The organism is Ktedonobacter racemifer DSM 44963 (assembly GCF_000178855.1).
Classification (GTDB): Bacteria; Chloroflexota; Ktedonobacteria; order Ktedonobacterales; family Ktedonobacteraceae; genus Ktedonobacter; species Ktedonobacter racemifer.
This window is the reverse complement of sequence record NZ_ADVG01000001.1, coordinates 214,751-239,405: the sequence shown is the minus strand read 5'-3', so window position 1 is coordinate 239,405 and position 24,655 is coordinate 214,751. Positions and strand designations below refer to the sequence as shown.

The following is a 24,655-nucleotide window of genomic DNA, read 5'->3' as shown; positions in this document are numbered from 1 at the left end:
GTATCTTTTCGTCAGGATCACACTGACAGGCCTGATCGAAACGGTGCAGGCCCTGGAGCAGCGGGGCATTGAGTTAAAGAGCCTCAAGGAAAACATCGACACGACCACACCCACTGGCAAACTCATGTTCCACATGATGGCTGCCCTGGCCGAGTTCGAGCACGATGTGATCCGCGAGCGCACCCTGGCCGGACTGGATGCTGCCCGTGCCCGTGGACGCACAGGAGGCCGACGCAAAGCCAGCGAGACGCTGCGCCCTGAGCAACTGGATCGCGCCAAACAACTCTACGCGGCCCGGCAGAATAGCATCGCCGAGATTATGGCTCTCACCGGTTTCAAGAGCCGGGCTACGTTCTATAAATATGTCGTTAATGCTGAGAAATCAGCAGAAAACAAGCCATCTACCCTCTGAGCGTGTGCAGCTTTTCCTTGACCTGTGCTCGCGTCGTCTGCGTATAGCGCAACGTGGTCTGGAGCGCAGGGGTCCCGCTCTTCGTCACATGCCCCAAATAGTAGGCGACCTCCTCCAGGGTCCACCCAGCCAAAAGTGCTCGGTGAGCAAAGTCATCGCGCAAATCATGAAAGCTGATATCGGCGATCACTGCGTACTCTTCTGGAGTCGCTTGCTGTTTGAGAGAACGAAACCAGTGATGCAGACCAGCCTCGGAGAGTCGTGTGCTTCGCTGCGAAGGAAAGATATAGGGACTCGACTCATCACGCGCTCGCTTCTGAAGGTAGGCATACAGGGCACGGCGTGCTTCATTCACCAGGTCGATATCCCGAACCCTGGAGGAGGGTTCTCCCAGATGGAGCCATCCACTCTTTCCTCCAACATGCGTATGCTCCATGAGAAGGTGGGTGAGGTCAGTGACGCGGCAACCCGCCCAGTAGCCAAGTGCAAAGAGTGCCTGCCCACGCAAGTCACCTTGCTTGACGAGATTCTGAAGGATGCTCCGCTGTTGAGGAGACAGCGTGCGGGGAGGCGTCGGCTCAGATGCAGAAGATCGGGCAAGTTTCACGCCGCGTGCAGGATTCTGAGGAAGCATTCTTTGCTCATCAACGAACCATTGACAGAAGTGCGTGATGACTGACTTCACGCGTTTGCAGTGGGCGTAACTGTATCCCTGGCTTGAGAGATCGAAGAGATAGCGTTCAATCACTGGGGCAGTGAGATGGTCAGGGTGAAACCCTTCTTTTTCCTTTGCTCTCTCCGCAACCCATTGGGTGAACTGACGGAGAATACTCATATACACGGCCCTCGTGCCTACCGGGAGATGCATCAGACGTGTCTGTTGATAGGTCTCGATCCAAAGAAGAGCAGGATCTTTGGGAAAGGCGAGGATCTTTGATGGCTCCGATTCCATGTGTGCGACGCTTTCTCTTTCTCTCAAGCACGTTTTCCAAATAGCTCGTACTAGAACCACGTATCTATGATGAGATTTCTAGTACGAGCTATTCTACCGTAAAATGCTGCTCAAGGCAAGAGGGAAAAGGCCTGAAGAGGAAACAATGAAGAGATGATATGAGCTCCCTACGAGGCTAGTTTGCCCCTGGTGACAGCTTCGCGCATTTCACCTCATCAAGGAGGGGATGAATTGGCGCGTTCGGATCGTGCAGAATATGCAGGGCCCATTCGCGAGTCGCTTTCTCGTAGAGAGGATTTTGCGCATTTGGATAGGCGCTCTTTTTGCGCCTGATCACATCTTCAGGCAACACAGATGCAAAGGCGCGACGCAGGATACCCTTTTCGATGTCATCGGCCATTTTCATCTCCTACTGCTGCGTTCCTCATTGGTATGAATAAAACGCTGAATCAAGGTCTAGGGCTAAAGCAGGCATGCCTTACCCATAGGTTTAGCTAGCAGGAATGTCAGCGCCAATGAGGAACGCAGCAGTAGGGAACATTCCAGACATATTCAACCAACCGATAATCGCAGAAAGGGACACGTGCTTCAAAGCCTGTCGCCATACTCATGCGATCCTTGCGCTCCAGCAGAAAAGGTAGGAAGTGGGTCTGATTCAGGTAACTCTGCAATTTCCGAATCACCAAACCTGACGGAGATCCGCTTATTTCCACTATTTACAGGCCAGTCAGAAAACGCTTAACGGCTCCAAACAGCTTCCGTAAAGAGCAGGTAACTTCATCTGGCCCACCAATGCGATTTTTGCGAAAAAGTCTGGCGTACCAGAGAACAACGTTTCTTCCTCATGGCGCCTGGACCTGAACAGGAGCACTCTGCTGTTGAACAGTCCCGGGAACGATGACAAGGTAGCGGCGTGTCATGTTCTCCTGTCCCTGTACGACTTGTCGGATTGGGCCAACGGTGTTGACAATGGCAGCGCCTGCCTGGTTCGTCGTGAATGCCTCCAGCGGCTCGAGAGTACCATTGCCGTTCGGATCAGAGGAGAGAGCAAGCACATAGGAGTGCTTGGGGGCGAGCCCGGTCACTGCTGCCTGCAGCACTTGCACCTGCCCTTGATCAAACAGCGAGACACTGGTGGGTGCCTGCTGGCCGGATTTCAGCTGTGCCGGTTTGCCGTTCTCTCTTGGCACGAGCGAGAGATGCGTGGCTTGCTCGGCGATGCCAAGCGAAGTGAGTCCCTGCGTGCCCGCGCTGCTGGGCACGGCATTGGGCACATACGTGATCGCCTGACACGCTTGACCAATCGGGCTTGTCCCTAGCACCTTGTTGGTCAGTGTATTGATGGCGACAAGGCTATCGCCGTTCTCAAGCCCGGTATAGATCCGTGTTCCATCGCCAGACGGCCAGATCCCATGCGGCAATGCACCAACTAGAATGGTCGCAACCTGGGCGAAGTTGTCGGTGCGGAATACCTTGACCTCATTGAGTCCACCAATTGTGATATAGGCAAACGTGCCGTGGGCATTGTGGACGATGTTGATGTGGTTGGTAATCGGTCCCGTATCGAGCGTTTTCAAGATGGAAAAAGGCGGATGGGCATCAAACACCTCCGTCTTGCCAGTATCCTTCAATGTGAACCAGACCTGTTTGCCGTCCGGTGTCGCCGCAATATTGGGGCAAAACGGGCTTGCCTGGGTGACCCGCCCAACAATCTTGTGGTCGGCAACAGTGATCACATCGGTTTCAGGCGTGAAGGAGGAGCAGACATAGCCGTATTTGCCATCCGGGGAAAAAATCGTCATGCCTGGTCCATTTGGCACGGTAATGCGCATTTTCTCTTGATAGCTGGTGCCATCAAGAACGGAGACGTAGTTCTCGCCACGGACGGTCACCCAGACCTCCTTGCCGTCTGGCGTGTAGAACGCTTCATGCGGCGAGCGTCCAACATAGGTGATGTGTTTCACGGCATTGGTTGCGGTATCGATGAAGGCCACTGAATTTGAGCCAATCGAGACGACCAGGAGAGTGCGATGGTCGGGCGAGAAGCCCATACCATGCACCAACACTTGCCCAGAATACAGGGGGCTGAGATTGGCTGGAGTCGTTTCTCCAAGGCGGATGACACCCAGGAGCTTGTTGTCGACTGGATCAGTGACGGTAACGGTATTTGACCATTGATCTGCTGTATAGACGCGGTCTCGATGGCTGATGGGGATATCTGGAGAGGTAGCTGTCCCAAATGGGACCTGTCCCGCCCGGGCGGTCGTGGTGGTCACGAAGGACACAGGAATGAGCAATGCCATGACCAGAGTGATGGTGATCGGCATGACAACGAAGACTTTGCGTTTCATATGGATGCTCCTGTTTCTTGCGTAGGCGTCCAATACGAAAATATCCATGGTACAATGGTCAAAGAGAGCTAGCCCAGACGGAGGGGTTATCCCCTCAAAGCGCGCTGCATCGCTCCGATTTCCTGCTGCTGGGTAGCGATGATGCCCTGGGCCAGCCTGCGCAGAGGCTCGTTGTGACCGTAACTCAACTCAGCTTTTGCCATGTCGATAGCTCCCTGGTGATGTGGCACCATCATGGCGACGAAGTCCTTATCGACATTATGAGATGGCTTGATCTGCATGGCGGCCATCATCCTGGTCATGGCCGCATCGCTCTGAGCCAGGAACGACATTTCCTCAGCATTGGAAGAGGGTGTCGTGTTTTTCTGTGCGATACCCACGATGAGAGCACTGGCAAGCAATATCACCCCTAGACTGAACAGTATCCATCGAAAGCGAGACGCTCTGTCTCTCAGTGTGTACATGACTGTTGGATGTGGGGTTTCATCACGTTGCTTGTGTGCTCGTAGATGTGCTTCTAGTCGCCGCTGTACGCGAGCACAAAAGATGCCAAGCGATCGTCTCCTTCTCATTGCGCTCTCCTCCGAAACTTACAGATCTTCGATGTACCAAATCACTTGCTTGGCTTCGCACAGCAAATGTGAAAACGCTTGCATATGGGAAAAGAGATATCAAGTTATCATAGTGATACTGTCTCTTCCTCTCCTTCTATAGCTACCCCTGCCAGCAGAGGAGGTCTTTAGTCAGAATAGTTGACGAGAGCAAGAGATATACCACCCGATTGACGTGATGCATCGCCCAAGCCTATGAAGTCATAGGAACGCGTAAAATCATTCTACTCCCCTGAAAATAGCGCTATATGTATGTAAATGTCCCCAATACCACTATTTTCATAGGCCCTGGCGCGTCTACGACGCATGAACTACTGGTGGCGAAGTCGATTTTTGCGCTTGATATTTGGCGAGTTCAGGCTCAGTGTGCGTGCCGTTTTTGACTTTGCCACCTGAGCAGCAGCCGCTTAATTCCAACATGTACACGATGATCTCACCCATCTACGATTGTATAGGCTTCCTCGTCTCGACCACTTCGATGGGTGTGTCTCGAATAGTTCAGCATGTTTACGCAAATGTTAGCGTACTGGCTTAGGTTCTTCGTGAACCATAATCTGGCTCATGGACTCGTTTGGTGATAAGAAATGGAATCGGATCAGCCTGGAAATAGGGAAGGGCCATGCTGATTCCTCTCCATGCTCTCGAAGATGTGCGAGGGCTTGGTGCGCTCTTGCATGCGCAATCCGTATCACCAAACGTGTCTATGAGCCATAATCTGCCGAATTATCCATATTGTGGCAGTGAAATCGATCCCTGAATTTGTTTTTTGACGTGAATTCGTGTGAACATCCTCACTGCCGCCATATGGATCACAAATTTGAATCACTGCCAATATATGGCTTCACTTTCAACTTTATCTCTGCAATATACATTAAGGAAAAAAGCCAAGTGGATCGGCATAATATGCTTCAAGGAAGAGCCAAATTATGGATAAAATCGCAGTTTGTTCTTCTCCATACCTCTTCATGGTTGTAATTATACAACACTATGAGCACAAACACAAGGACAGAGTTCTCCCCAACCACCCTATCCACCGCAAAAGGAACGCGCCTTCTCTCCCTAGGGCTCAAGCCTGTCACTTACACAGAAGTGTTGGCGTGCTGAAAAGAAAAGCAAGAACAAGCGAAGGAGGAAGGCTCATGGAACAAGAACCTTTGCAGCATGCCGACAAATGGGCCGCCCAGACCTTCGGAGCAGCAGAACTGGGAGATCCGCGTCGTACTGATCGTTTGATCAAGATCGCGAACGCCCTGGCAGAGAACCCATCAGCCTCCTTGCCTCACGCATTAGAGACCTGGGGGGAAACGCAGGGGGGATATCGTTTCTTGAGCAATCCCGCCTACGGGTATGAAGATCTCTTGCTCCCCCACTGGAGCCAAACCTACCACGCGGCGACCCAATGTTCTCGTACGTTCCTGTTGGCTGACACGACCGAGTTTGACTTCACGACCCATAACGCACTCAAAGGACGGGGACCAGTGGGCAACAGCCGAGAAGATATCGGTTTCAGTTTGCACACTGTGCTTGCGATGGACCCCCAAACGCAGGCGATCTTGGGATGCATGATGCTCTCCCCTTTTATTCGTCAGCTTGCTCCCATTGGGGAAACGCGCGTCGGAGCGCAAAAAGCGGGTGCGGGAATCGCGTGTCTGGGAAGAGAGTGTGCAGCAGATTGGGCGGGTGCCAGAGCATCACCAATGGATCTATGTGAGTGATAGCAATAGCGATGTGTACACATTTTGGCAGGCGTGTGAGGATCTTGGGTATAACGCGCGTGTTGCGAGTGGCCCAGGATCGTAACGTGGAGGTTTCTCAAGAGGATGAGCAAGCCGAGCTTGACGCGCGTGCATCTGGGGACCCTGGCTCGTGCTCTTCCTGGGGCGGATGCTCATCTGGTGAGTATTCCAGCCCACAGGCCACGCACTCATAGGTGCGGTGTTTGAGCGGCATGCGCTTTTTGACCTGCCCACAGCACGAACAGCGTTTGGTCGAGGGGAACCAGCGCGAGGCGATGAAGAGCTCGCCCCCGGCGTTGGCCACTTTGGTCTTGAGGAACTGCAACAGTTGCCCCATCGCGGCATCAGCCACGGCACGCGAGAGCTTCCGGTTGGCCATCATCTCCACGATGTTGAGGTCTTCGATGCCGATGGCCCCACAGGTTCGCGCCAGTTCGGTCGTGAACTTGTGCTGGACATCCCGCCGGATGTTGGCGATCTGCTGATGCTTGCGCGCGACCTTGAGTCGTTGCTTCTCATGCTGCTTGCTGAACACGGTTCGCTTGGTTTGAGGGTCTTTCGTCTTCTGTTTCTTTGACAGCTTGCGTTGCAGCTTGCCGAGTTTCTTGAGATGGAGCGCCAATGGCCTTTGGTTCTCAAGCCTGCGCCCATCGCTCACCACAGCAGCGTGCTTCAAGCCTACATCCACCCCCACCGCTGGTTCGGGAGCGCCTCAACGCTCCCGCGTGATGTCTCCTTGAACGGAGACGTACCAGTGGCCCGCCTCACAGCTGACGGTCCCCCCCAGAATTTTGACTCGTTCGCACACGACGTGCTTGCGTTGGTTGCGCTTCTTCCTGGGTGTGGTGGCCGCCCCCTTTTCGACGAAGCGCAGTTTTTCGGCGAGGTTCACCGTCCCCAGTTTGCGTAAGAGCTTGCCTCGGTCCTTCTTCGTTTGGCGTTGATCGAGGATGAAGCGACCAAGCCCGGGGATCGAGATCCAATGGCTTCCCAAGGTGAATTTATCGTTGGAGAGATAAAACGACTCGTGCGACTTCCCCTTTTTCTTGTACTGCGGGTAGTTCGCTCTGCCTGCAAAGAAGTTGTCATACGCTTTCTTGAGGTCGTCGAAGGCACCCTCCACCACACATTTCGTGACGTCATAGGTCCATGGGTACTCGTGTTCTCGAATCGCATTGAAGTGCGCCTTCAGCGCAAGGGCATGTGGCGGTTTGAGCAGGCGCTGCTCTTGGGGAACGGTTTCCTGCTCGGCTTTGTACGCCTGATACTGCTTCTCCCATTGTTCCCGTCCCCAGTTGTAGATAAATCGCCTCGTGCCACAGGCTCGTTTGAGATACTCCACCTGTTCAGGGGTGGGGTTCATCCGGATCTTGTGCGCGGTTTTCATCCTTGAGCGCTTTCTCTAAGGCTTTGCGGTAATTCCTGAGGCCGTACAAGCGTGAACTAAAACCGTGGACAATACTCATCAAGTCCTGCACTACCTCTTGTTCGGGCGAGAGCGTCTCGGTGTTCATCACGACCAATTCCGTGCGGTGCGTCTCGCACAGATGCTTGAGCAGAGCAAAGCCAAAGCGAGCCAGCCGATCCTGATGGGCGATGAGCAGGCACGAAACCTCTCCCTCGACAATGGCGTCTACGAGCCTGAGAAACTGTGTGCGCTCAAAATTGAGGCCGCCCCCGATTTCCATGATCCACTCATCCACCACCAGCTGCTTGGAGACTGCATAACGCTCTAAGGCGGCCCGTTGGTTCTGTAAATCCGGTCGTTGAGCAGGGCTCGACACCCGGCAATAGGCCACCATTCGGCGGATGGCTGGCCGTTGAGGAAGGTTGAGCGCCGTAGCCAGATCGGCCTCATCATAGTAGCGCCGCCCAGAAAGGGTTCGTTTCGCTTTGAGACGGCCTTCCCGATCCCAGCGCTGCAAGGTTTTCACGCTGACACCCACCTGCTTGGCAAATTGTGCGATTGAGTACATGTAATGATTTTAATTCACTTTCGTTCACTTTGTCAATACCTAGTACAGATCTCCTTCTAAAAAACTGAGCGGTTGTCGGCGGAATCGGATCACGAGTTTGCTGAAGATGAGCGCCAAAGGAGTGATGTTGAGGGGAGCATTGCAAAAAAATTAAGCTTACCAAAATGGGCCCTGCGTAAACGTCGTATCAGGGCGAAGCGCGCAAAAAAAAGAAGACTGGCACGTCGGAGCTCAAGATGGATGTGGGGTGGGAAGCTTGAGTGTTCACTTCTCTGTTTGTGACACTCCACTTGGGCTAAAGCCCAGTGGCTTCTTCTGCCTCTCCTCTGTACGCGAGAAGCTGAGAAATGCAGCGTGGCTGCTACTCATTGCCCTTCGTAGTGGAGGAGGAAAAGCTGAGAGGACGCACCCATTCATGCGTGGTCTCTCTTGCGCGGTGCCATGCGCGTTGCTGCTCTCATGCCTCTCGAGAAGGGAAGAATGGCCCACAACTCTCGTTTTCGGCAACCTGGAGAGAAGCAACACCCGCCTCTTTCGAGGCTCATTCCTGGGGAATAGACCCGCCAGGCTGGAGGCTTTTCCTAAGCTATTTTGTCCTAGCTGCTCCACTTCCTAAAGCCGTGGATTGGCTACCCGTGCCTTCGCAGCAGCAAATAGCTTGCACATTGGTTAACACGGTAGTGTTTTTACCCGTAGCCCTTCGCTACGGAACCCGTACACCATTTAGTTTTCAAGGTACTACCGATATATTCTCACAGAGGCGCAAAAAAGTGGAAATGCACGAGATGCAAGGGTTAAAACCAGGACCGCTAACCACTGGGTCTAAAGACCCGTGGCTTGCGCGGGCTGAAGCCCATTTTCTGTCATCTGTTCTTTCCAAGAAGGCTTTTTCAGCTATTTTGCAACATCACCTTGTTCCAGGTGTAGAAAAGACAGGCCTTCAGGCAGAGGTCTTACGCGCCCCGCAGACACATGCCTCTACATATTGACAAGCATCATTCGCATGCTATACAACAAGAATGGCTGTGCATTCAATCATGTATTCATTGGAAGGATGAGCTTGCAACGTATGACATCAACCACTTTTGTATCCCTATCAGAGGTCCCTGCTCTCATCAAAATTGCAGAGGAGGCTAGTCGCGAAGCTGGAAGGTATCTTCTTGAGCATCTTGGTCAGGCACAGGTACAACATAGGAAGGCCTACAAAGATGACCTCCTGGATGTAGATCTTGGATCGGAGAGGATTATCCTCTCTGTGTTGCAACGGGAAGCTCCCTCTATTGGTGTCCTTTCTGAAGAAGCTGGCGTTCTTGGAAGGCAAGACCAGTACTGGACGATTGATCCAGTGGATGGTTCCGCTAATTTCCAACATGGTAGCCCTTCCTTTGGGATCGCTATTGCCTTGATTGCGAACCAGGAAACGGTAGGAGGAGTCATCTACCTCCCCACAAGAAACGAGATATTTACAACGATACGGGGCCAGGGAGCCTATCTCAATGGAGAAAAAATCAGCGTCTCACAGGTGGCTACCGTCGAGAATGCATTAGTCCATGTTGGGGATCTCTCCTCGTCTCGCGATCCTCGCGTTGTCGAAGAAGGACTGAAAGACTTTGCTGCGATAACTGCTCATGTCCACCGAACACGCATCGTTGGTTCCATTGTCACCGAACTTGCAGATGTTGCCTGTGGGAGAGCAGATGCACTGGTAAGCCGTACATCGAATCCATGGGATATTGAGGCTGGAAAACTTCTTGTGAGAGAAGCTGGGGGCAAGATCACGACCATCACAGAGAACAGAACCAAACCGTTGTACCTCTACAGTAATGGCATCATTCACGATACATTTCAGAATCTATTCCTTGAGCAATAGAGCATGCTGTGCTACTGTCTCATTCCAGTTTGGGATATTGGCCCCCAGACGAGTTTGAGTTGTTATAGCTCAGGGTTTGCTGGAGTAATTACAGGCATGGCGGTTCCCTCTTCTATACAAGTGGGATACGCTCAGAGTGCCGTCGAAGCCTTTGCTAGCTAGCAGCAAAGGCTTCTGCTCTCTATCCATGAGCTAACGGAAGGCGACATCTCGATTGCGTTCGCGCGGAAGTTGATACCAGACATCATCACATACTTCTCGCATCTGTTCATCGAGGACCAGATCAACCGCCGGGAGGGTCTGGTCGAGTTGCTCTGGTTTGCTCGCGCCCACGATGGCCGACGTAATTGCAGGTTGAGAAAGGACCCAGGCCAGCGCGAGTTGCGCCACCGAGAGATGGCGTTCCTGGCAATACGACTTGAGCCTTTCCACCGCTTGCATCTGCGCATCTTGCCAGTATCGGGCTTGATAGAGCTTCCCAGCACTGTCGAGCGTGAAACGTGTCCCCTCGCTCGGTTGTTGCCCTGGTTGATAGCGTCCTGTCAGGACTCCTCCGGCCAGAGGATTATAACTTATTATCCCTATTCCCTGGTCAAGCGCAAGTGGGAATAACTCGGCTTCGATATGGCGGAATAAGAGATTGTACCGCGGTTGCACGCAGTCAAAGCGAGCCAGGCCCAATTTACCGCTGGTCCAAAGCGCCTTCGTCAACAGCCAGGCTGGATAATTGGAGCAGCCAATATAGAGCACTTTGCCGCTGTGAACCAGATCGTCTAGAGCGCGCAATGTTTCATCAAGGGGCGTTTCCAGATCAGGAAAATGCATCTGGTAGAGGTCGATGTAGTCCGTTTGTAAGCGACGCAAACTCGCCTCTACGGCCTGAACAATGTGCTTGCGTGATCCGCCTTGCTCGTTAGGTCCCTGACCCATCTTGCCAAAAAACTTGGTCGCCAGGACAATCTGTTCTCTGCGACCTTTGAGCCAGCGTCCGATGTATTCCTCGGTACGCCCAACTGTTTCCAGGGACCCTCCCAGCGGGTACGCATCGGCGGTATCAAAGAACGTCACTCCTGCGTCAAAGGCTTTTTGCATAATGGCACGCGAGGTTGGCTCATCACATTGGTTGCCAAAGGTCATGGTACCCAGGCAAATTTCAGAGACATGTAGTCCTGTGCGGCCCATGCGCTTGATTTTCATTATTGTATTCCTCCTGTTCCTCACATAAGGAGAGATGGGATTCTGGCATTTCTATCCCCCTCTAAGAATTCTTTGGGGTGATGTGGCCTTATTGTACTTCTTTCGTTTGAGAAAGAGCAAACCATCGATGAAGAAATTTGCTCTCTCATGGTCCAAAAACGCTGTTTTTCTATGCCCATATCAATGATGTGTTAGACATACCTGGAACAATGCGATGGCTCGCAACCTGTTCCTAACAAGGTCTCTTTTTTCATTGCTACCTTCATTGGTCACAATGAGCCTGGTAGTACTGCGAGCCGCACTGTTGGTGGGCGCAAACTTCACGCAACTCTTGCCCCATCTTGCCTTCCAGTTCGTCTTGACTGACGTTGATTCTGTTTGCTCTCGCGGTCTAGGCGTTCAAATGTGGCGAGGAGCACGCGCGTCGCATAGGCAACTCCTCGCTCTTCTCGCATCGTGCCAACATGGAGAATTAAAACAGTTTTGACATAAGCACTCAATTGTGTTAAAATGTGCTTATGCAGAACATATATGATATTCAAGCGTTTGGCAAACTTATTGGCAAGTCCACCAAGACACTGCAAAAATGGGACCGTGAAGGGAAGTTAGTTGCCCATCGTTCCCCACAATCAAACAGGCGCTATTACACGCACGATCAGTACCTTGAGTATCGCGGGTTGAAAGCGCCAGAGCAGGGACTTACCATTGCTTACTCGCGTGTCTCTGGGATTGTCCAAAAGCCTGATCTGGTCAATCAAACCAAAGCGTTAGAAGCCTATTGCCACCAGTATTCGCTCGAGGTCGATGAATGGATGTCGGATATTGGCAGTGGGCTCAACTACAAACGCAAACAGTTTAATCGTCTCATGGAGATGGTGGAGCTTGGTCAAGTGCGGCGTATTATTCTTGCCCATCGGGATCGGTTAGTTCGCTTTGGCTATGAATACTTTGAAGCTTTTTGCCAACGGCACCATACTGAACTTATCGTTATCAATGGCGAAAACCTTTCTCCTGAGCAAGAGCTTGTACGCGACCTGATTGCCATAGTGACCGTCTTTTCGGCACGCCTTCACGGCCTGCGCTCCTACAAGAAAGCGATCAAAGATGCTGCTTTGCAAAAAGATCAGGATTGATCTTAGTGAACAAGATGTTGCCACCCTGGAATTCATGCAGGGCAAGTGCCGTGGATTGTATAACTGGTGGGTACTCAAACTCCGTGAAGGCGAAAAGTGGAATCTCTACGAAGCCAAGAAGAGCCTGCAAGAAAGCAAGCTGCATGATCCTGAGCTGATTCAAGTGTATGGCAAACTCCTTCAGGAGGTCTACTATCGCCTTGATGGTGCGATGAAAGCGTTCTATCGCAGGGTCAAAGCAGGAGAAAAGCCGGGATTCCCGCGTGTACGCCCGCGTCACTGCTTTTTCACGCTCTGCTATCCGGCAATGTACATCAAGATTGAAGGCGATAAGCTCATTTTGCCTACTGGTGGCGGAGGGAAACATGGTGCAAAGGTTTACCCCAACATCGTCGCACGTCTGACAGAGACACCGCCAGAACACTTTAAAGAGGTTGCTATCAGTCGAGATGCCAGAGGCAACTACTATGCCTCTTTTGTCAGAGAGCGCAAAGAGAAACACTGCGAGACTGATGGAACGGTCGCCTTTGACCTTGGCATCAAAACGCTGGCAACAGGCGTCAACGAGCAAGGCAGGGTCTATACCATTGGCGGCTTCAAGGGGGCACGTTGGTACAACAAGCAGCTTGATAAGATTCGATCAAAGCGTGACAAATGCAAGAAAAAATCACGTCGGTATATCCACTTGAGCAAGGTCTACAAGCGCGTTTCCCAGAAGAAATGCAACAAACAACGGGATAGTCTCCATAAAGCGTCACACTTGATAGCCCACAAACTGGTTGAGAGAACCGTTGTGGTTGGCGATCTTTCCCAGCGGCAAATGGTCATGAAAGAGCATCGAGAGCGCAACAAACACCTCAATCGGGCAGTCTATAACGAATGGGGGGTGTTAAAAACGTTTCCAGGCAATTATGCCAGATGTTGACAAATGAAGGCGTCTCTGGTAGAGTTCTATTGGAAAGAATGTTCTTCAATCAAAGAACAAGAGAGAGGCACATCGACTTGAAGGACGTGTTGTTGGAAAAGGAGGAGGCCACCAGATGCAGTTGGTCGAACGACATCTCATTCGTCACCAGGATGCACGCTTTGCTCTCATTGACCAGGCGGCCTTTGCCTCAAAAAACCTGTACAACCAGGCCAATTACCACGTCCGGCAAGCCTTCATTCACGAGGGAACCTACCTGCCCTACGCTGCCATCTTTCATCGCTTGAAACACCATGAGGCCTATTGTGCCCTGCCTCGCAAAGTCAGTAATGCCATCCTCATTCAACTTCACCACAATTGGGGCAGCTTTTTTGAAGGGATGGAGGCCTACCGCGAAGACCCCTCCGCCTTCACAGGACGCCCCAAGCTTCCTGGCTACAAAGACAAGGCCAAAGGCCGCTTCCTGCTCATCTACGAGAAAAAAGCCCTGGGCAAGAGGGCATTCAAGCGCACAGGCAAGCTGGTCCCATCAGGACTGCCCATCGAGATCGCAACTCAGATCACCTGGGAGGCCATCAGGCAGGTACGCATCGTTCCACGCGCTGATGGCTACATGCTGGAGGTCGTCTATGAGCAGGAGATCCAACCGGCTGCGGTCACCCCACAGCTTCGAGCAGCCGTAGATGTGGGCGTCAATGTGCTGGCAGCCATCACCAGCGACAAACCTGGTTTTGTGCCTCGTCTGGTGAGTGGTAAACCCCTCAAAAGCCTCAATCAGTGCTACGTGCGATCCGTTCAGCCGAAACTTGCTGGATAAGTAAGGGGAAGGCTGGCAAGACATTGATCAATGTCTTGATAACTGATTATCTGACGTGAGGTGCAATTCCTCACCTGTGAAGTGAGCACGGAAAGACGATGCCCTACGGTAGCGACTGGTCCTCAATCCGTAAAGCGGGTATCCAGGAGAGGAAACTGCTAGTCTGAAGCAGACCCATCTCCGAGTCAGGCGGCTATGGTTAGCAGTTCATTCAACAGAATGAATAACGCGAATGTGCAACGGAACCATCGTTAGGTTGAACAAGTCAAACAGGCTGATAGACTTGACCAAAAGGTAAGGTACCAATCTGCGAAACAATGGAGAAAGTGAAAGGGTAGTGTAGTGATACCCTGCCTCACTCACTAGCGTACCCGGTGGATAGCACAAACCTACGGCAGCGCAAAACAGATAATCGGAACGGAGTAACTCGAAGGTACGCTCTCATTGGAGGTCGATACGATGAGCAGGAAACCATCCGCAAGCTGCCTCCGAGAAGGATTGCCTAAAAAGCCAATGCCTGGGGTAATGCCCAGGATATGCTGACGTAGGCACGGTAACATGGAATGAAGAGAAACGAGTAGTATGGTGAAAACGAAGGCACCCAAGATCAAGCTACCACCTGACCCTGAGAGTGAAAGTTGGAACAAACTGCCCTGGCGCAAGCTTGAGCAGCATGTTTACCGCCTACAAAAGCGCATCTTCAAAGCCGAGAGCCGTGGCAACATAAGAGCAGTCCACAAACTACAGAAACTTCTGATGAAATCCAGAGCGACAAGGCTTTTAGCGGTTCGACGAGTGACCCAAGACAACCAGGGAAAACGCACAGCAGGCATTGACGGAGTAAAATCAGTCAAACCGGCCCAGCGTTTCACTCTGGCTGAACAAATCCACCCCAAGCAATGGTCTCAATACAAACCCCAACCAGTGCGAAGGATCTATATTCCCAAGCCTGGAAAGGATGAGAAAAGACCCTTGGGGATTCCCATCATGCGAGATCGCTCGCACCAGTGCCTCGTAAAGTTCGCTTTAGAGCCACAATGGGAAGCCAAATTTGAACCCAATAGCTTTGGTTTCCGCCCTGGACGTTCCTGTCATGATGCAATTCAAACCATTCACACCAATATCTGCACACAGGCAAAGTATGTCCTGGATGCCGATATTAAAGGAGCATTTGATCATATTGATCATCAGGCACTTCTCGCCAAACTCGACACCTATCCCGCAGTAAGGCTGCTTGTGAAAGCTTGGCTCAAAGCGGGAATCATTGATAATGGCATATTTGACGAGACCCGGAAAGGAACCCCGCAGGGGGGAGTCATCTCACCATTACTTATGAATATCGCGCTTCATGGTATGGAAACGGACTTGATAGCGGCCTACCGGTGGAAGGAGGGACGACCCAAATTTGTCCGCTACGCCGATGATCTGGTGGTTTTCCATCCCAAGCTCGAAGGCGTCGAAAAAGCAAAAGAAATCCTTTCGGAATGGTTACAGCGCATTGGACTAGAACTCAAGCCGAGCAAGACACGGATCACGCACACCTTGATGGAATATCAGGGAAAAACGGGATTTGATTTCCTTGGTTTCACCATACGCCAGTATCCGATGGGGAAAACACACACCGGAAAGCGGCCTAATGGTCAACCACTTGGCTTCAAGACACTCATCAGACCCAGTAAGGAAGCGATTGCGCACCATGTGAAAGAAACGCATCGTCTGGTAGCAGAGCACCGGAGCATGAAACAGGAAAAGCTCATTAAAGAGTTGAACCCGGTCATTTACGGATGGGCAAACTACTACCGAAGCATCTGTGCAAGAAGGGCATTCAAGCACTGCGACATGGTACTTTTTCGACAACTGGAAAGATGGGCGAATCGCAGGCACCCAAACAAAAATCGACACTGGATTATGCAAAAGTATTGGAAAGTGGATGAAGGAAAGGGATGGATCTTCCGAACCCCCGACCTACAACTACGAAACCACCAACAAACATACATCCGGCGTCATGTAAAAGTGAAAGGAACTGCCAGCCCATATGACGGAAATCTTCTTTACTGGAGCCAGCGACTCAAGAAACACCCGCTTCTTAACGGAGTTAAAGCAAAACTTTTACAGAAGCAAGAGGGAAAATGCCGTTGGTGTGGACTGTACTTCAAAGATGAAGACCTCATAGAGATCGATCACATTACCCCGAAAAGTGAAGGAGGCGGAGAGGAATTGAGCAACAAGTTCGCTCTCCATCGTCATTGCCACGACGAGCGCCACTCGAAAAAGGCCAACGGTACCTACGACAAAGGCCATGTTACTGAGGAGCCGTGTGACGGGAAACTGTCAAGCACGGTTTTGAAGACGAGTAGGAGTGGTGACACTCATGCTTAGTTTTAACAACAAAGAGCGCGCCAAGCAGCAGCAACGCCTCGCGCATGAGAACCGATACACCTCCCGCCACCTGGATCGTGTGACGACGAAGCGCAATCGCCGTGTGGATGCGTATCTGCACACGGCCAGCCGTCGGATCATTGATCTGTTGGTGAGCGAAGGCATCGGAACACTGGTGATTGGCAAGAATCCCTTGTGGAAACAAGAGGTGACCATGGGGCGCAGGAACAATCAGCAGTTTGTGCAGCTTCCCCATGCTCGTTTCATTGAGCAGTTGACCTACAAAGCGCACCTGGTTGGGGTCAGGGTCATCCTTCAGGAAGAAAGCTACACCAGCAAGGCCAGCTTTCTGGACGGCGACCCCATCCCACCCTATGAGGCGAACGCTGCTGAGAAGCCGGTGTTTTCAGGCAAGCGTGTGGCTCGCAGTTGGTATCGCGCCAGGGATGGACGCCTCATTCATGCCGATATCAACGGATCGTACAACATCTTACGCAAAAGTAGCTCCGACCCTTTGCAAGTGGGGCGAGGAGTAGTGGGAGCCGCAGTTCTCCCGAGACGGCTGGCCGTCTGAACGGATGCCACATAGGCATATGTGTCATCATTTTAAGATACTGTACACCTTCATTCAGATGCTCACCTACAAATGCCAGTTGTACGGGAAAGAGCTTCACTTTTTAGATGAGCGCAACACCTCCAAGCAGTGCAGTGGCTGTGGGAATCTGCAAGCGATGCCACTGTGGAAGAGAACGTATTGTTGCGTGGAATGTGGACTCGTCATGGACCGCGATGAAAACAGTGCGCACAATATCCTGACGAGGTACTTTGCTCGGCGAGAGCCACACGCTCAGGCTCGTCCTGAGTGCGGTGTGCTGTATGCGACCCAAAGCGGCGTAGAAGTCATGGGGACTTCCTGTGAGGGGCACGTGCAGCAATTGAATCTATTTGAGAGTGTGTGAGCACTTTTGAGTAGAGTTAGAAAGGCAGGAGAATGTGTCAGGTACCCCATGCCTAAAGGCAGGGGCTTGTGAAAGCAAGCCCGGACCTGTCCAGACTTAACCAGAATCTTCTACTTCGGTAGGAGGTTATCAGGCTACGATAGAGGTGAAGTGTTCAAGTTCCTACCTACGGGTGCGTGCCAGCCGGTAGCTCTAGAATCTCTGAGTTAAACAGTCATACGGGGTTGAAGACAGTGCTCAGGGAAAAGTACCGCCCTCTATCATTGTCGAGGCAAACATCACCCTGGAAACAGGAGGCTCACCTTGAGCAATGTTTTTGTGATTGATAGTGACTGCAAACCATTAAATCCGGTCCATCCAGGACACGCGAGGCGCTTGCTCAAGCAAGGCAAAGCAGCCGTGTATAGGAGATATCCTTTCACGATTCTCCTTCGCCGGGTGGTCGAGCAGCCAGAGGTACAGCCATTGCGCTTGAAACTCGACCCTGGTAGCAAAACGACAGGGATTGCCTTGGTGAACGATGCCAACGGTCACGTCGTCTTCGCGGCTGAACTTGAGCATCGAGGACACGCGATGAAAGACAGCCTGGATAGTCGTCGTGCAAGTCGCCAGGGGCGTAGGCAGCGTAAAACACGCTACCGCAAGCCGCGATTTGACAATCGACGGAGGAAGAAGGGATGGTTGCCACCATCGTTAGAAAGTCGCCTTGCCAACATTCTGACGTGGGTAGCTCGCCTGTGTCGATATGCTCCCATTGCCGCTCTCAGTCAGGAGCTTGTGAAGTTTGATATGCAATTGATGGAGAATCCCGACATTGCAGGTGTGGAATACCAGCAAGGAACCTTGCAAGGCTATGAGGTCAGGGAATACTTGCTGGAAAAATGGGAACGCACGTGTGCCTATTGTGGCAAACAAGATGTCCCGCTTCAGGTAGAGCATATCCATCCACGTGCCCGCAGTGGTACGAACAGGATGAGCAATCTTACCTTGGCGTGCGAACCATGCAATACTGCCAAAGGCACTCAGGAGATCGAAGTCTTCTTGAAAAAGAAACCTGAAGTGCTCAAGCGTCTTCTCGCTCAGGTCAAAAAGCCACTCAAGGATGCCAGCGCTGTCAATAGCACACGATGTGCTTTGCTCGAACGGCTGAAAGCTATCGGCTTGCCTGTCGAGTGTGGGAGCGGTGGATTGACGAAGTTTAATCGTACCACGCGAGGACTCCCCAAAACCCACTGGCTCGATGCAGCTTGCGTAGGCAAGAGCACACCTGATGTGCTTTTGCAGAAGGGAGTCATCCCACTGCGAATCAAAGCGACAGGGCATGGGAGGAGGCAAATGTGTGTGCCTGACAAGTATGGATTCCCCAAGCAGCACAAAGAGCGCAAAAAGACATTTCTTGGGTATCAAACGGGTGATCTGGTCAAAGCCATCACGCCCAAAGGAACATTTGAAGGACGGATAGCCATTCGTCATCGGCCTTCATTCCGACTGGAGAAGGTCGATATTCACCCCAAATATATGCGTTGTGTGCAACGATCCGATGGCTATGAGTATACACAGAAAGGAGTGCGCCATGCTCCTCCCCATGGCTAAAGCCAGGGGTCCCCGTATGGCGCAATTTTTAGATGGACAAGCCATTACTACCGCGTTTGCAAATACAGGGAAGTGCTTTCCCTCATGACAAACCCATCGACCTCCAGGAGGCTGCTGTCCTTTTGCAGGCAGGCGATGATGTTGCTATTGCTCGCCTGCCATTGAGCAGGGGCCTTGTTCTGCGTTTGCCTGATGGCCGTTTGCTTGAGGTCGGACAGCGTATCCAGGCAGGTCACAAACTGGCGTTGAGAGGGATTGCGCAGGGTCAGCCGGTGCTCCGCTATGGCTCGATCATCGGTTTTGCGACTCAAACGATCGCAGCAGGCTCTCATGTGCATACACATAATCTCGCGGTGGGTACACTCCACCAACAGTATACGTATGGGAGCGAGCTACGCCTGGTCGACCCTGTCCCGCTTCACCAGCGGCGTACCTTTCTGGGCTATAAACGACCCGATGGCAGGGTTGGCACGCGCAACTACTTGGCACTGATTGGCACCGTCAACTGTTCTGCTAGTACGATCCGGGCTATCCAGAAGCGTTTTGGGCCAGAGATACTGCGCCGCTATCCTCAAATAGATGGAATCATTGGTCTAACCCATAAAAATGGCTGTGCGATGGGACGTCAGGGGATCAAAACGCTGCAGCGTGTGCTGGCAGGTATGGCCTCCCATCCCAATGTTGGTGCCTACGTGCTGGTGGGCCTGGGCTGCGAAAGTAATCAGATTCCTCACCTGATCAATGAGATGGGGCTGAGTGCAGGGAGGCAGTGGAAGGAACCACTCTCGCTCACCCTTCAGGAGCATGAGGGCGTTGCGCAGACCGTTGAAGAGGGAGTGCGCCTGATCAGTGAACTGCTTCCACAGGTGAATGAAGTGCGACGTGAACCAGTTCCCATCTCCGAACTCACGCTGGCGCTTCAGTGTGGTGGGAGCGATGGTTGGAGCGGTGTTACGGCGAATCCTGCGTTGGGTTACTGTGCTGACGAATTGATCAGACAGGGGGGGACCGCCGTCCTGAGTGAGACGCCTGAGATCTATGGAGCCGAGCACGTGCTACTACGACGTGCGCGTAGCCAGGAGGTGGGCGAAAAGCTGCTCGCGCGGTTACGCTGGTGGGAGCAGTATGTGGCAATCAACGACATGGAAATGGATAATAATCCCTCTCCTGGCAACAAACTTGGCGGCTTGACGACTATTTATGAGAAGTCACTGGGAGCGATTGCAAAAGGGGGTTCCTCACCATTGAATGCCGTGTACCAGTATGCCGAGCCAATTGCGGAACGTGGCCTGGTCGTCATGGATACGCCAGGATATGATCCTGTCTCCGTCACGGGCCAGGTCGCAGGAGGAGCAAACATTGTGGTCTTTACCACCGGCCGTGGCTCCTGCTTTGGCTTCAAACCTGCTCCCTCTATCAAGGTCGCGACGAATACTCCTCTGTATGAGAATATGCGCAATGATATGGATCTCAACGCTGGCGTCATTCTCGAGGGCGAGGGGGTGGGTGCGGAGGAGATTGGACGGCAAATTCTCGAGGAGGTGATTGCCGTGGCCAGTGGCAAAAAGAGTAAAAGTGAGGCGCAGGATATTGGTGAAGAAGAGTTCGCTCCCTGGATTCTGGGGGCAACCATGTGACGACTCCCCACGGCTGATGCGTATGGGATCTTGGCCAGGAAAAGAAGAGTATGTGGAGGTGTCAGCGCCGGTAAAATTCCGAGTCGATTGAGGGTGTTTTGCCTCAATGGCTGTGCGAGTGTAGCATGCTTCTCACGCGCTATCAAGGTCGCTGCGCTTTCCCTTGACAGCGCGTGAGAAGCATGCTCAGAGACATGATGTGCCATTGAAGCGAAAAAATGATCACTCTTTTCTCTCTTAGAGCCTGTTTTGTTAATCACGAAGATGGCCTCACATGATAGACTGAAGGAATGAATACGAGCTATCCCAGCAATCTTTCTGATACAGAGTGGGCGTGTCTGCAATGCCACTTACCCGCTGTGTCCAAACGTGGCAGACCACCAGCACACCCGTTGCGAGCCATCTTCAACGCGATTTTTTACGTCCTGCGCACTGGCTGTCCCTGGCGTTACCTGCCAGCCAATTTTCCGCCGTGGCAAACCGTTTTCTACCATTTCCGGCGCTTGCGCCTGAAAGGCATCTGGTTTCGGCTACTCACAGCGCTACGGGAAGCCGAACGTGAGCGGGTTGGGAGAAATGCCCAGCCAAGTGCGGCGATCATGGATGCGCAAAGCGTCAAAACCGTTGAAGAGTCTGCTGCGATCTGTGGTTTCGATGCCCATAAATGCGTCAAAGGACGCAAGCGTCATATCCTCGTGGATACGCTTGGCCTGCTCCTGGCTGTGTATGTCACTCCCGCTGATTTGCCCGATGGGAAAGGTGCCCGATGCCTGCTTGCTGGACTTGCTCCACTGTATTCCCGTCTCAAAAAGATCTGGGCCGATGCAGCGTACCGTGGTCAGGAGTTGGCTGCCTGGTGCCAAGCACAAGGTGGGTGGGAACTGGAAGTCGTCGAGCGTGAACCAGGCACGCGAGGATTCAGCATCTTGCCCAGGCGATGGGTAGTGGAGCGCACGTTCAGTTGGATCTCTCGCAATCGAAGAATGAGCAAGGATTATGAACGGAAAGTACAGACCAGCGAAACCCTGATCCAGGTGGCAATGATCCGGCTGCTTCTCGCTCGTTTGGCGCGCAAGAACGAACCAGTTCCCACACACACCATTAGGGAGTAAACCGTTTCCAATGGCCCTCGGAGATAACTTCAACGACGCCATCGACCACTTTGATGGCGGTCTGATCGTCGATCGTATACGCCGGTACTGGTATCCCGGCGGCCCATTTTTCTGCGTCGGCCATGGAGTTGTCCGGCAGATAGTCGGCATCCAGGTGCGGAAGCAACGTAAAGTCAACCAGTCCCAGCATTCTGTCGCTGCGGCTCTCCGTCAATTGAGGGTCGTCGTAGGCTCCGATGGGGGGGGTGACCACCATACTCCCACCGCTCAGCCCCACATAGACTGCCTCGCGCCGCAGCGTCGGCAAGAGGTCTGCTAATCCCGATTGCCACATCCAATAGCACAGATAAAACACCTCACCGCCTCCAACCAGCAAGGCGTCAACCTCTTGGACCAGAGGAACCCAATTCTCTTTCTTGATACTGGGGAGAGCGGTGAGTTCCAGCACTCCCAACGACTTCCAACCCAATTCGCAAAAGGGACTCTTGGCCACTCCGTGGATCAGTTGGTAGACTCCGGCAAGACCACCAGGGTAGGCGTACCACGCAGTGGGAATGACGAGGGCACTGGACTCGGCAATGGGTTTGCCCAGCAGATCAACCAGAGCGTTGCGAATGCTGTCGTTGGAAATGCCAGACGAGGTGAGAAGATACTTCATAATGTCTTTCCTTGCTGATTGAATGGGAGCCGAAAGGCTCCTCCAGTCCTTCTCTTTGAGACTGAAGCAGAACGACCCCAGAACGGAACAACTGCGTTTCTCTCAACGTGAGTCGTCTGCTCTCGTTGTCAGTCTTGAAACAAAGCTCTCCCGCTCTCCAACACCACAGGAGCCACAAACAGCCAAATTGCCTGCAAGACATTCTACTATCTTGCAAAGTAAAAAACTTCTCCAATCTTGCCCTTTTGGCCATCCAGCATTCGCGAATTTCAAAACAGGCTCTTAAAAAAAGATGTCATTTCAACCTTAAACCAGCGCGTAATGACGTTGGCGCGAACAGGAGGAGGAAAACGGCGATCAAAGCTCTGGTGGGAGAGGCAAGGAACTGCCGATGCGGCGCACCCATTCATGTACAAGGGATCAACCCAGATGCGTATGAGGGGTCCTGCACGCATCGCCCAATCAGCCGTGAGGGGTCTACCCAAAAGCCGGGCAGGGGTCTTCAGTTCCCTGGAACGAGGGGAGCTCCCCCTCGCTGCCTCTCCATTGGTATCCTACAACACGCTTTTCATCTCTATCAAGATTCCGTACATAAAGCCGGGGGCTTCTCAGCAAGCCGAAGCGCGCCTTCAGGCTCCGTCCGAGCCAAAACGTGTTTGCTCTCTTGTGTGAAAGGCGGCTTGTGAGCTCTTAAAGACCTTTCGAGAGGTACAGGAACACGTGTACGCAAGCATTTTTACCTGTTTTTTGAAGAATAGGCGAACAGTGAGTAGATGCTGTAGATATTATACCAAATCCGGTTGAACTCTGATTGTTAAATACCTCGCTCTTTGTTCCCAGAAAAAGAAGATCAGGGTTCCTGGAAAAAGCTCAACTGTTTATGCCAAAATCGTTGGAAAGGTGAGACCCAAGAGGGTGCAACGAGCTGGAGGGTCACTGAGGCGGTGCACCAGCTCGTTGCTTTCCCGCGCGTGTCACGGCTCGTTTTGGCAGCAGTGTGGGGCGGTGGCGGCAGCACCAGTGCCGAGGTCGTCGGAGCGTCCGGCGGCAAGCCGGGACCATTGGGCGGTGGGACGTCCGTCCGTGCGGAACTGCGCGCCGGTGTTTGCCCAGTGTTGCGGCCAGCCGGCGGGCGAGTCTTCATGGGTCTCCTGCCGACCGTACACGGTCATGTCCAACAGCCCGTAACTGGAGCCCATCACCTCCGTGCTGCGCCAGCTGTTCCAGTAGGTTTCGAACACGCGGTCGCCGTGCCGCAGGTAGCACACCAGCATGCCGAAGCCGCGCCCGGCGATCAGGGCGTCGGCGGAGTCTTGCGCCGAGTACCATGGGACGTCCCACCCCATGAAGTCGCGGTAACGGGCGCTCTCCTCGTACGGGCCTTCGCAGAACGTGGCGTAGGTGACGTCGCGGGAATGCAGGTAGGACAGCTCGCGCACTTGGCCGGTGAAGAAGGTGCAGCCCTCGCACTGGGCTTCGGCGGGTTGACCGGTGTGCCACATGTGAAAGTAGACGATCAACTGCCTCCTGCCCTCGAAGACCTCCAGCAGCGGGACCGGTCCGTGCGGGCCGATCAGCGTGATGGTGGGGTCTACCTCCACCATCGGCAGCCGTCGGCGAGCCGCCGCGATCGCATCCCCGGCGCGGGTGTGCGCCTTTTCCCGAACCAGCAGAGTGTCCAGTTCTGCCTGCCAGGTGGCCCGGTCGACCACGGCAGGCAGCGCAGAAGTGTCGCTGCCGGTGGTGAAATTGTGCTGATCAGGTGTATTCATAGGTGTCTCCTTCTTTCTTCTCCCTCTTGCATTCAGGATGACTTATGGCGAGCAGAGATGAAATTACATTTGCAAGTATACCTATACTACTGGCAGAGAAAGAAAAAAACTTCTTCGATCTTGCTCAAATCCTCGGTCCGCTGCCGAAAGCCTGGGCCGGGTATGCGGCATGCTTTGTGGACAGAAGTGGTGAAGAAGATTCTCGAAATCGACCGTTTCTTGAGACATTTGGTTCTGCTTTTCTAGAAAGCGGCTCATTATCTCCGCAAGCACGTCCTCGGCTCTTACAAAATCTCAAAACCTATCTCATAATCAGAATCTCAAAGTGCGGCACGAGGCCGCTTGTGCTGAGTGGAGCAAAGGCTCCCTGTCTTGTATCCGGGACTGTCCTCAATCTCTCTCTGCGTCGCTGGTAACGATGACGTGGAAAGCGAGAGATAACGCCCAAGAGAGCTTCAAGCCGAATGAGGCAATCGGGCTAGAGGAAAACTGGAAGGATGAATGGAAATGAACCTTTGATGAGGCTGCGTTATTTGAGGTCATCGTAACTGGCTGAAACGATGAT

18 protein-coding genes and 4 pseudogenes are annotated in these 24,655 nt (G+C 52.8%); 12 read left to right on the top strand and 10 right to left on the bottom strand.

The window, feature by feature from the left end; translation table 11 throughout:
- Positions 1-43 precede the first annotated feature (43 nt).
- Positions 44-412, top strand: a complete 369-nt coding sequence (locus KRAC_RS01115) for a recombinase family protein (RefSeq protein ID WP_244421911.1) — start codon at positions 44-46, stop codon at positions 410-412.
- On the opposite strand, the gene KRAC_RS01110 is transcribed toward KRAC_RS01115, so the two are convergent.
- The 5 genes and pseudogenes from KRAC_RS01110 to KRAC_RS01090 all read right to left on the bottom strand — a co-directional run bounded on the left by KRAC_RS01110 (position 402) and on the right by KRAC_RS01090 (position 4,287).
- Entirely contained in the window at positions 402-1,364 is a 963-nt protein-coding gene (locus tag KRAC_RS01110; RefSeq protein ID WP_007903829.1) for a tyrosine-type recombinase/integrase, read from the bottom strand. The genes KRAC_RS01115 and KRAC_RS01110 overlap by 11 nt on opposite strands.
- Before the next feature lie 175 nt (positions 1,365-1,539).
- On the bottom strand, positions 1,540-1,764 hold the full coding sequence (locus KRAC_RS78035) for an asparagine synthase-related protein (protein WP_274532073.1): 225 nt from the start codon (positions 1,762-1,764) through the stop codon (positions 1,540-1,542).
- Positions 1,765-1,894: 130 nt separating this feature from the next.
- Positions 1,895-2,026: pseudogene (locus tag KRAC_RS78030) on the bottom strand (asparagine synthase-related protein); the annotation flags it as partial.
- A gap of 180 nt (positions 2,027-2,206) precedes the next feature.
- Complete coding sequence (locus tag KRAC_RS01095; protein WP_007903823.1) at positions 2,207-3,715, bottom strand: YncE family protein; 1,509 nt, start codon at positions 3,713-3,715, stop codon at positions 2,207-2,209.
- A gap of 86 nt (positions 3,716-3,801) precedes the next feature.
- Positions 3,802-4,287 carry a DUF305 domain-containing protein gene (locus KRAC_RS01090; RefSeq protein WP_007903821.1) on the bottom strand — a complete coding sequence of 162 codons (486 nt, stop codon included), beginning with the start codon at positions 4,285-4,287 and terminating at the stop codon, positions 3,802-3,804.
- Between the two features lie 1,178 nt (positions 4,288-5,465).
- Between KRAC_RS01090 and KRAC_RS01085 the strand changes: the two genes are divergently transcribed.
- A complete protein-coding gene (locus KRAC_RS01085; RefSeq protein WP_007903818.1) occupies positions 5,466-6,041 on the top strand; it encodes an IS4/Tn5 family transposase DNA-binding protein in 576 nt (191 codons plus the stop codon).
- Positions 6,042-6,138: 97 nt separating this feature from the next.
- Here KRAC_RS01085 and KRAC_RS65000 read toward each other — a convergent pair.
- Together KRAC_RS65000 and KRAC_RS01070 are read right to left on the bottom strand one after the other, a co-directional pair.
- Positions 6,139-7,449 (bottom strand): annotated as a pseudogene (locus KRAC_RS65000) (RNA-guided endonuclease InsQ/TnpB family protein).
- On the bottom strand, positions 7,409-8,038 hold the full coding sequence (locus KRAC_RS01070) for an IS607 family transposase (protein ID WP_007903817.1): 630 nt from the start codon (positions 8,036-8,038) through the stop codon (positions 7,409-7,411). The pseudogene KRAC_RS65000 and the gene KRAC_RS01070 overlap by 41 nt, the downstream one beginning before the upstream one ends.
- A 1,069-nt stretch (positions 8,039-9,107) precedes the next feature.
- Here KRAC_RS01070 and KRAC_RS01065 point away from each other — a divergent pair.
- Positions 9,108-9,908, top strand: a complete 801-nt coding sequence (locus tag KRAC_RS01065; RefSeq protein WP_007903814.1) for an inositol monophosphatase family protein — start codon at positions 9,108-9,110, stop codon at positions 9,906-9,908.
- Positions 9,909-10,100: 192 nt separating this feature from the next.
- Here the strand turns inward: KRAC_RS01065 and KRAC_RS01060 are convergent, their stop codons facing one another.
- Complete coding sequence (locus KRAC_RS01060; RefSeq protein ID WP_007903806.1) at positions 10,101-11,105, bottom strand: aldo/keto reductase; 1,005 nt, start codon at positions 11,103-11,105, stop codon at positions 10,101-10,103.
- Positions 11,106-11,623: 518 nt separating this feature from the next.
- Here KRAC_RS01060 and KRAC_RS01055 point away from each other — a divergent pair.
- From KRAC_RS01055 to KRAC_RS01015, 9 genes and pseudogenes are all read left to right on the top strand, one after another.
- Positions 11,624-12,238, top strand: coding sequence for an IS607 family transposase (locus tag KRAC_RS01055; protein WP_007903805.1), 615 nt, complete (start codon positions 11,624-11,626; stop codon positions 12,236-12,238).
- Positions 12,210-13,127 (top strand): annotated as a pseudogene (locus KRAC_RS01050) (RNA-guided endonuclease InsQ/TnpB family protein); the annotation flags it as partial. The gene KRAC_RS01055 and the pseudogene KRAC_RS01050, both read left to right, overlap by 29 nt.
- Positions 13,128-13,278: 151 nt before the next feature.
- On the top strand, positions 13,279-13,980 hold the full coding sequence (locus tag KRAC_RS01045; protein ID WP_052567827.1) for a transposase: 702 nt from the start codon (positions 13,279-13,281) through the stop codon (positions 13,978-13,980).
- 582 nt (positions 13,981-14,562) lie between these two features.
- Positions 14,563-16,359: a group II intron reverse transcriptase/maturase gene (ltrA, locus tag KRAC_RS01040; RefSeq protein WP_007903803.1), complete on the top strand. Its 1,797-nt coding sequence runs from the start codon at positions 14,563-14,565 to the stop codon at positions 16,357-16,359.
- On the top strand, positions 16,352-16,933 hold the full coding sequence (locus KRAC_RS01035; protein ID WP_052567826.1) for an IS200/IS605 family accessory protein TnpB-related protein: 582 nt from the start codon (positions 16,352-16,354) through the stop codon (positions 16,931-16,933). Before ltrA ends, KRAC_RS01035 begins: the two co-directional genes overlap by 8 nt.
- Before the next feature lie 40 nt (positions 16,934-16,973).
- Positions 16,974-17,318: pseudogene (locus KRAC_RS64995) on the top strand (zinc ribbon domain-containing protein); the annotation flags it as partial.
- A gap of 303 nt (positions 17,319-17,621) precedes the next feature.
- The gene (iscB, locus tag KRAC_RS01025; protein ID WP_007903802.1) at positions 17,622-18,911 is read left to right on the top strand and encodes an RNA-guided endonuclease IscB; all 1,290 of its coding nucleotides are present in this window, start codon (positions 17,622-17,624) and stop codon (positions 18,909-18,911) included.
- Between the two features lie 32 nt (positions 18,912-18,943).
- Positions 18,944-20,548: a UxaA family hydrolase gene (locus tag KRAC_RS01020; protein ID WP_007903794.1), complete on the top strand. Its 1,605-nt coding sequence runs from the start codon at positions 18,944-18,946 to the stop codon at positions 20,546-20,548.
- A 290-nt stretch (positions 20,549-20,838) separates the two neighbouring features.
- Positions 20,839-21,660, top strand: coding sequence for an IS5 family transposase (locus KRAC_RS01015; RefSeq protein WP_007903793.1), 822 nt, complete (start codon positions 20,839-20,841; stop codon positions 21,658-21,660).
- Here KRAC_RS01015 and KRAC_RS01010 read toward each other — a convergent pair.
- Positions 21,650-22,318 carry a Type 1 glutamine amidotransferase-like domain-containing protein gene (locus tag KRAC_RS01010; protein ID WP_007903790.1) on the bottom strand — a complete coding sequence of 223 codons (669 nt, stop codon included), beginning with the start codon at positions 22,316-22,318 and terminating at the stop codon, positions 21,650-21,652. The two genes, KRAC_RS01015 and KRAC_RS01010, sit on opposite strands and share 11 nt — an antisense overlap.
- 974 nt (positions 22,319-23,292) lie before the next feature.
- Positions 23,293-24,090 (bottom strand): DUF899 family protein, encoded by a 798-nt coding sequence (locus KRAC_RS01000; RefSeq protein ID WP_007903789.1) that lies wholly within the window; start codon positions 24,088-24,090, stop codon positions 23,293-23,295.
- Between the last annotated feature and the right edge of the window lie 565 nt (positions 24,091-24,655).

Coding starts and splice junctions, on each gene's coding strand:
- KRAC_RS01110 (WP_007903829.1), bottom strand. CDS start 1,364: ATGGAATCGGAGCCATCAAAGATCCTCGCCTTTCCCAAAGATCCTGCT.
- KRAC_RS78035 (WP_274532073.1), bottom strand. CDS start 1,764: ATGGCCGATGACATCGAAAAGGGTATCCTGCGTCGCGCCTTTGCATCT.
- KRAC_RS01095 (WP_007903823.1), bottom strand. CDS start 3,715: ATGAAACGCAAAGTCTTCGTTGTCATGCCGATCACCATCACTCTGGTC.
- KRAC_RS01090 (WP_007903821.1), bottom strand. CDS start 4,287: ATGAGAAGGAGACGATCGCTTGGCATCTTTTGTGCTCGCGTACAGCGG.
- KRAC_RS01085 (WP_007903818.1), top strand. CDS start 5,466: ATGGAACAAGAACCTTTGCAGCATGCCGACAAATGGGCCGCCCAGACC.
- KRAC_RS01070 (WP_007903817.1), bottom strand. CDS start 8,038: ATGTACTCAATCGCACAATTTGCCAAGCAGGTGGGTGTCAGCGTGAAA.
- KRAC_RS01065 (WP_007903814.1), top strand. CDS start 9,108: ATGACATCAACCACTTTTGTATCCCTATCAGAGGTCCCTGCTCTCATC.
- KRAC_RS01060 (WP_007903806.1), bottom strand. CDS start 11,105: ATGAAAATCAAGCGCATGGGCCGCACAGGACTACATGTCTCTGAAATT.
- KRAC_RS01055 (WP_007903805.1), top strand. CDS start 11,624: ATGCAGAACATATATGATATTCAAGCGTTTGGCAAACTTATTGGCAAG.
- KRAC_RS01045 (WP_052567827.1), top strand. CDS start 13,279: ATGCAGTTGGTCGAACGACATCTCATTCGTCACCAGGATGCACGCTTT.
- ltrA (WP_007903803.1), top strand. CDS start 14,563: ATGGTGAAAACGAAGGCACCCAAGATCAAGCTACCACCTGACCCTGAG.
- KRAC_RS01035 (WP_052567826.1), top strand. CDS start 16,352: ATGCTTAGTTTTAACAACAAAGAGCGCGCCAAGCAGCAGCAACGCCTC.
- KRAC_RS01020 (WP_007903794.1), top strand. CDS start 18,944: ATGGACAAGCCATTACTACCGCGTTTGCAAATACAGGGAAGTGCTTTC.
- KRAC_RS01015 (WP_007903793.1), top strand. CDS start 20,839: ATGAATACGAGCTATCCCAGCAATCTTTCTGATACAGAGTGGGCGTGT.
- KRAC_RS01010 (WP_007903790.1), bottom strand. CDS start 22,318: ATGAAGTATCTTCTCACCTCGTCTGGCATTTCCAACGACAGCATTCGC.
- KRAC_RS01000 (WP_007903789.1), bottom strand. CDS start 24,090: ATGAATACACCTGATCAGCACAATTTCACCACCGGCAGCGACACTTCT.